The organism is Bacillus sp. JJ1521, from assembly GCF_036965165.1.
In the GTDB taxonomy this organism is placed as follows: Bacteria; Bacillota; Bacilli; order Bacillales; family Bacillaceae_L; genus Ferdinandcohnia.
Map to the genome: position 1 here is coordinate 2,654 of NZ_JBALOX010000059.1, position 4,440 is coordinate 7,093.

Genomic DNA, 4,440 nt, shown 5'->3' on the forward strand with positions numbered 1-4,440 from the left:
AAGCTATTACTTTATCGGTAATTACCGCGGCAACGATCATACTAATTGTTAATCATGAGATATTCTTTCGATTAATGATGGTTACTTGGTTATTACAAATGTTAATAATCGGTGGATCTCGCTTTTGTTGGAGAATTTACCGGGATACATATATTAAAAAGAATGAACAAAGAAAACGTACATTAATTATTGGTGCAGGTTCAGCAGGGACTATGGTTGTTCGACAATTGAAACACAATCAAGATGCAGAGTTATTTCCAGTTGGATTCATCGATGACAATATAAAGAAACAAAATCTTGATATATTAGGCATTCCTGTTTTTGGAGGAATAGAAAATATCGAGGAAGTAGTAAAGGAAAATAATATAGCAAATATCATCATTGCGATTCCTTCATTAAGTAAGAAGGAACTGAATATTATTTTTCAGGAATGTGCTAAAACAAAGGCTAAAACACAAATCCTTCCGATGCTTGAAGATTTAATCACCGGGAAGGTAGCTGTCAACCAATTCAGAGATGTTCAAGTTGAGGATTTGCTGGGTAGGCATCCTGTTGAGCTTGATACAGAGAGTATATCAGACTATGTTACCGATAAAGTTGTTCTCGTGACTGGGGCAGGTGGTTCAATAGGTTCAGAGATTTGTAGACAGGTAGCAAAGTTCAACCCAAAACAACTTATTTTGCTTGGTCATGGTGAAAACAGCATATATACAATCGAGCTAGAATTAAATGAATCCTATAAATCCTCAAAAATAGACATTACAACCGAAATTGCGGATGTCCAGGATAAACAAAAAATGATGGAAGTGATGAGTACATATCAACCTGACGTTGTTTATCACGCAGCTGCCCATAAGCATGTTCCGTTAATGGAGCGAAATCCAGAGGAAGCAATCAAAAACAATATCATTGGAACGAAAAATGTGGCTGAAGCCGCAGACTGGTGTGGTGTTCATACATTTGTAATGGTTTCAACAGATAAAGCGGTAAACCCAACAAGTGTAATGGGTGCAACAAAAAAAGTTGCAGAAATGATCGTTCAACATATGGGTAAAACAAGTAAAACGAAATTCGTTGCGGTTCGCTTTGGAAATGTGTTGGGCAGCCGTGGGAGCGTCATTCCACTTTTCAAAAGACAAATTGCGAAAGGCGGACCAGTAACAGTCACTCATCCAGATATGGTTAGGTATTTCATGACCATCCCAGAAGCATCAAGATTAGTGATTCAAGCCGGTGCACTTGCACAAGGCGGAGAAATCTTCGTTCTGGATATGGGAGATCCCGTTAAGATTATTGATTTGGCAAAGAATTTAATTAAGCTATCTGGATATTCTGTTGATGAAATCGGAATAGAATTCTCCGGAATGAGACCTGGAGAGAAGCTGTTTGAAGAATTATTAAAGGACGATGAGGTGGATGAAACGCAGATTTATCCCAATATATATGTTGGAAAAACTGCAGAACTATATATAGAAGAAATCGAAAAAGTGATTATGACCTATAAAAGTTTAACAAAGCAAGAAATTCGGGAACAGCTCGTTAGCTTGGCAAATAGAACACCATTCCCTCAAAAACGATTAATGTCCATACCAGGTTAAAGGAGAGAATTATGAAATGAAGGTAAGAAAAGCAATCATTCCAGCTGCTGGATTAGGTACAAGATTTCTTCCAGCAACAAAAGCAATGCCTAAAGAAATGCTGCCCATTGTCGATAAACCGACAATCCAATGTATCATTGAGGAAGCAGTTGAATCAGGAATTGAAGATATCATTATCGTAACAGGAAAAGGAAAACGAGCGATTGAGGATCATTTTGATCACTCCTTTGAGCTCGAACAAAACCTTTTTGACAAAGGGAAATTTGAATTATTGGATGAAGTCCAAAAAGCTTCAAAGCTCGTTGATATTCACTATATTCGGCAAAAGGAACCAAAAGGCTTAGGTCATGCAATCTGGTGTGCTCGTAAGTTTATCGGAAACGAGCCGTTCGCCGTATTACTAGGCGACGATATTGTATCGTCAGAAAAACCATGCTTAAAACAAATGATTGAACAATATAACAGGTACAATGCATCCATTCTAGGTGTTCAAACTGTTCCAGAAAAAGAAGTTCACCGCTATGGAATTGTTGACGGGAACCAACACGGTGAACGCTTTTACAGTGTAAATCACCTAGTTGAAAAGCCAAAACAAGAAGATGCTCCTTCGAATCTAGCAATCATGGGGCGCTATATTCTAAATCCGCGAATCTTTGAAATTCTTGAAAGCCAACAACCAGGGGCAGGTGGAGAAATTCAATTAACCGATGCAATTGCTGGGTTGAATAAGTATGAAGCGGTTTATGCATATGATTTTGAAGGTACTCGATATGATGTTGGGGAGAAGTTAGGGTTTATTCAAACAACACTGGAATTTGCATTAAAGAGAGAAGACCTTAGAGTAGAGCTTCTCGATTATCTAAAAAATATCATGAATAAAGAGCTAGTGAAATGAGTACGGCTGATAGCGAAAAAAAGAAGGTGTTATTTGTTGCTACGGTCGATTATCATTTCAAAAGCTTCCATTTACCATACTTAAAATGGTTTAAAGAACAGGGCTGGGAAGTTCATATTGCTGCATTTGGCAATCTTGAACTTCCTTTTGTTTCGAAAAAATACAATATACCGATTCAACGCTCTCCTTTTAGCTTCAAAAATGTTGGTGCTTATAAAGAGTTAAAGTCATTAATTGATGAAAACCACTATGAACTCATACATTGTCATACACCAATGGGCGGTGTTCTTTGTCGATTAGCAGCAAGGCAAGCACGAAAGAATGGAACAAAAGTAATTTACACTGCACACGGGTTTCATTTTTGTAAGGGAGCCCCATTGCTGAATTGGTTATTATATTATCCAATTGAAAGATTACTAGCTTCAAATACAGACTGTCTTATAGCAATTAACTCGGAGGACGATGAGCTTGCCAGGAGACACCAGTTTAAAGCAGGCTTTGTCGAACATGTACATGGGGTAGGGGTAGATCTTGAAAAGTACAAACCAGTTGATTCAATTCGACGAAATGTACTAAGACGTGTAAATGAATGCAATCCTAATCATTTTATTATGTTTTATGCAGCGGAATTTAACAAAAACAAAAACCAAAAATTACTTATCCAAGCCTTAGCAAAAATAAAAAATGACGTCCCAAATGCAAGGCTATTATTAGCCGGGGAAGGCCCGTTATTAAACGAATGTAAGGATTTAGCCTTGGAATTGGGTGTATATAGTATGGTTCAATTTTTAGGTTTTCGAAACGATATTGAATTATTACTTAAAATGAGTGATATCGCTGTTGCATCTAGCTTACGGGAAGGATTACCAGTAAATGTGATGGAAGCAATGGCATGTGGACTGCCTGTTGTTGCAATAGAAAATAGAGGACATAAGGAACTAGTTAACAACCATGAGAATGGTTGGATTGTTAATCCAAACGATATTGATTCATTTGCAAACAGGCTAAAAGAATTAGCAACGAATGAGTATCTTCGAAATAAACTTGGCAAGGAAAGTAGATTCATAATGGAAAGTAAATATGGTGTTGAGAGTGTGTTAGATCAGTTGATTGAAATTTATAGTAGATATATGGAGCGGGAGGAGGAATTACAGTGGGCGGTCCACTAAGGGTTTTACATGTAGTTGTTAATATGAATCGTGGTGGAGCAGAAACACTAATCATGAACCTATATCGCAATATGGACCGCTCAAAGGTTCAATTCGACTTCCTGACATGCAAGGAGGGTGTATTCGATAAAGAAATCCTTGAAATTGGTGGAAAAATACACCGTATTCCATATATAAGTGATGTTGGTCATTTTGGATATGTAAAGGCACTAGATCAGTTTTTTAAAGAATATAACTCTTACAAAATTGTTCATTCCCATTTGGATAAAATGAGCGGACTCGTCCTACGTGCTGCAAGTAAGGCTGGAATTCCAGTTAGGATTGCACATAGTCATAATACGCAAAGTGAGGGGGGAGTTGCTACAAAGATTTATAAATCGTATTCAGGTAAATATATTAATTCGCATGCCACCAATTTATTCGCTTGCTCCAATGCAGCCGCTGAGTGGCTTTTTGGGCAAAATTCCAAAGAAGCAAATATATTAAAAAATGGTATTGAATACGATAAGTTTCTATTCTCTAATGATAGTAGGAGTGATATCAGAAAAGAATTTAACATTAGTGACGAAACATTGGTACTTGGTCATATAGGTAGATTTAATCATCAAAAAAATCATTCATTTCTGATTGACGTATTTTCTGAACTTAATGAAAAAGTTCAAAACTCCGTTCTTATACTAGTTGGTGATGGAGTATTACGGTCTCGTATTGAGGAAAAGGTAAGACAATTAAATCTAGCAAATAAAGTTTTGTTTCTGGGAGTAAGACAAGATATTAA

At 36.9% G+C, this 4,440-nt stretch carries 4 protein-coding genes; all 4 read left to right on the plus strand.

From position 1 onward, the window contains the following. Nucleotides 1-1,598, plus strand: a 1,598-nt coding sequence (locus V7147_RS09515; protein ID WP_335367617.1) for a polysaccharide biosynthesis protein, incomplete at its 5' end; no start/stop codon positions are given. 16 nt (nt 1,599-1,614) lie between these two features. Continuing rightward, nucleotides 1,615-2,493, plus strand: a complete 879-nt coding sequence (gene galU, locus V7147_RS09520) for a UTP--glucose-1-phosphate uridylyltransferase GalU (RefSeq protein WP_335367618.1) — start codon at nt 1,615-1,617, stop codon at nt 2,491-2,493. Next, entirely contained in the window at nt 2,490-3,662 is a 1,173-nt protein-coding gene (locus V7147_RS09525) for a glycosyltransferase family 4 protein (RefSeq protein WP_335367619.1), read from the plus strand. Before galU ends, V7147_RS09525 begins: the two co-directional genes overlap by 4 nt. Further along, nucleotides 3,647-4,440: glycosyltransferase (locus tag V7147_RS09530; protein ID WP_335367620.1), on the plus strand; the 794-nt coding region annotated here is incomplete at its 3' end. The genes V7147_RS09525 and V7147_RS09530, both read left to right, overlap by 16 nt.

Excerpts from the sequence above, each read along its gene's own strand:
- V7147_RS09525 (WP_335367619.1), top strand. The coding sequence starts at position 2,490 with ATGAGTACGGCTGATAGCGAAAAAAAGAAGGTGTTATTTGTTGCTACG.
- galU (WP_335367618.1), top strand. The coding sequence starts at position 1,615 with ATGAAGGTAAGAAAAGCAATCATTCCAGCTGCTGGATTAGGTACAAGA.